The sequence below is a fragment of the Aeromonas sp. QDB18 genome, from assembly GCF_027705325.1.
In the GTDB taxonomy this organism is placed as follows: Bacteria; Pseudomonadota; Gammaproteobacteria; order Enterobacterales; family Aeromonadaceae; genus Aeromonas; species Aeromonas caviae.
On record NZ_JAPDBQ010000244.1, the window covers coordinates 1 to 2,691 of the forward strand.

2 protein-coding genes are annotated in these 2,691 nt (G+C 59.4%); both read left to right on the forward strand.

The window, feature by feature from the left end; genetic code table 11:
• Nucleotides 1-172 precede the first annotated feature (172 nt).
• Nucleotides 173-1,270: a porin gene (locus OKC30_RS20480; protein WP_270665442.1), complete on the forward strand. Its 1,098-nt coding sequence runs from the start codon at nt 173-175 to the stop codon at nt 1,268-1,270.
• 335 nt (nt 1,271-1,605) lie between these two features.
• Entirely contained in the window at nt 1,606-2,550 is a 945-nt protein-coding gene (locus OKC30_RS20485; RefSeq protein ID WP_103858195.1) for a chemotaxis protein CheV, read from the forward strand.
• Nucleotides 2,551-2,691 lie beyond the last annotated feature (141 nt).

Here is a 2,691-nt window from a genome sequence, read left to right on the forward strand (position 1 = left end):
CGCGAGCAGCTATCACCCAGTAATGGGAATCCCCCTCCTGTGACGCGAAGCGCTAAGGTGGGGGAGGATGTCAACAAGGTTTCCGGATCTACCTTAGGCCATCGGCACATCAACCGATCATCACGACCGAACTCTGGTCTGACAGAGAGTGCTTACACCTGAGGAAAGAACAATGAAAAAGACAGCATTGACGATGGCCATCTCCAGCCTGCTGCTGGCCGGTGGTGCACAGGCCGCCAACGTTTACGATCAGAATGGTACCAAACTGGACATCGGCGGCCGCGTCAACGGCATGTACTACGGCACCGATGACAACGCCACCGAAGGCGATGCCAGCTACCTGCGTCTGCACATCGCAGGTGAAACCAAGGTTGACGAGGATCTGACCGCGTTCGGCTTCGCCGAGTACAACCTGCCGGTCTCCGGTTCTGACAACGACGAGCTGCGTTACGCCTATGCGGGCATCAAGCACGATCGCTTCGGTGCCTTCAGCTACGGCCGCCAGGACGGTCTGTTCACCAAGGCGGTGAACTACACCGACGTGCTGCCGGAGTGGGGTGGTGATGGTCTGGGCAAGGACACCGAGGTGTTCGGCACCGGTCGTACCAACGGCCTGGCCCAGTACATGTACAACTGGCAGGGGCTGACCCTGGGTGCCCAGTTCACCGGCAACAACGACCCGCAGAACGCGAGCCGCAGCGAGCGCGTCGGCCCGAACAGCACCTGGAGCCCGAAAGGTTCTTCCGAGGGGTATGCCCTCTCTGCCAACTATGACTTCAACATGGGCCTGAGCCTGGGTGCCGCCTACAACCAGGCTGGTAAGACCGACGAGCAGGCCGAGAACGTGAGCTTCGGCGGCGACAACGACGCCAAGCTGTTCGGGGTGGGCGCCAAGTATGCCGTCGGCAACCTCTACATGGCCGCCACCTACTCCCACGGTGAAGATCACCTCTTCGTGGACACCGGCTCCATGCGCGGTTACGCCGAGAAGATGGATGGCTACGAAGCGGTCGTGCAGTACAACATCACGCCGAAGTTCAAGCCCTCTCTGGCCTACCTGCGTACCGACGTGAAGGACAGCGCTCACGGCATCGATGACACCGCGACCGAATACGTCTCCGTGGGTGCCTGGTACAACTTCACCGACAACTTCAATGCCTACGTGGACTACAAGATCAACCTGCTGGACGAAGTGGGTTCCACCGGCAAGAACAGCCTGAACAAGTCCACCGACGACATCGTCGCCGTGGCCCTGCAGTACAACTTCTAAGTCGTCCCAGACGCACTGCACATCCCAGGACCGGCCCATGTGGCCGGTCTTTTCGTTGCTGGCGGACCGCGCTGGATGACAAGAGCGGCACGCCGGGGTTCAGCAATGGCCCCGTGTGGTCGATACCCTTGTTGTCGGGGCCGGTGCGTGGCTGTGCTTGCCATGAGGCAGTGATGGGGCGATGATCACGCCCCGTGGTCAAGATCCTATCTTTCCTCGACGCTTTTCATTATTTCTATATAGGCTTGCGTTGTCCCGACAGGGAAAGCGGGGCTGGTTGGCATGTCGCAGCTCCGGTGCGGGGCAATTTCGGGAAATGGACGTAAGGGCGTTATATGGCGAGCATATTGGATTCAGTGGATCAACGTACCCAGCTTGTAGGGGAGAATCGCCTGGAACTGCTGATGTTCCGTTTGGGTGCCCAGCAACTGTTTGCGATCAACGTCTTCAAGGTGCGGGAAGTGGTCAAGCTGCCCCATCTGAACAAGATGCCGGGGTCCCACCACAACATCAGCGGCGTCGCCAACATTCGCGGCGTCTCCATCCCCGTCATCAACCTGCGCGGTGCCATCGGGATGCGTCCCATGGTCATCGATCAGGAGTCCAACCTCATCATCACCGAGTACAACCGCACCATTCAGGGATTCCTGGTGGGGCAGGTGGCCCACATCGTCAACATGACCTGGAAGGACATACTGCCGCCGCCCCGTTCGGCGGGTCGTGCCAACTACCTCACCGCCATTACCCGCATCCCGGAAGGGGGGGTCGACCAGATTGTCGAGATCATCGACGTGGAGAAGGTGCTGGCGGAGATCATCACCTATGACGTGCGCATCTCGTCCGAGGTGCTGGACGAGGAGATCCTGCCCCAGATGCAGGGACGCCGGGTGCTCATCGTCGATGACTCCAGCACGGCCCGCAACCAGGTGCGCGAGACCCTCGCCCAGCTCGGGCTCGAGGTCATCGAGTGCCAGGACGGCTTGCAGGCCCTCAAGTTGCTCAAGGGGTGGTGCGATGCGGGCAAGAAGGTGACCGACGAGATCATGCTGATGATCACGGACGCCGAGATGCCGGAGATGGATGGTTATCGCCTGACTCACGAGGTGCGCAGCGATCCGCGCATGTCCGATCTCTTCATCACCCTCAATACCTCCCTGAGCGGCAACTTCAACGAGGCCATGGTCAAGAAGGTGGGGTGTGATCGCTTCATCTCCAAATTCCAGCCCGACTTGCTGGTGGACGTGGCACAGCAGCGGATGCGGCAGATCCTGGGCCGTTGAACCCGGCACGCCGAACCATGAAAAAGCCCCCGCCATGCGGCAATGCTGTTCACTTAAGAGAATTTGATACCAATCAGATTAAAGATGTGATCTAATTGCTCTATTCTGGTTTCACTGTACTCAGTATGTCCGATCCAATCG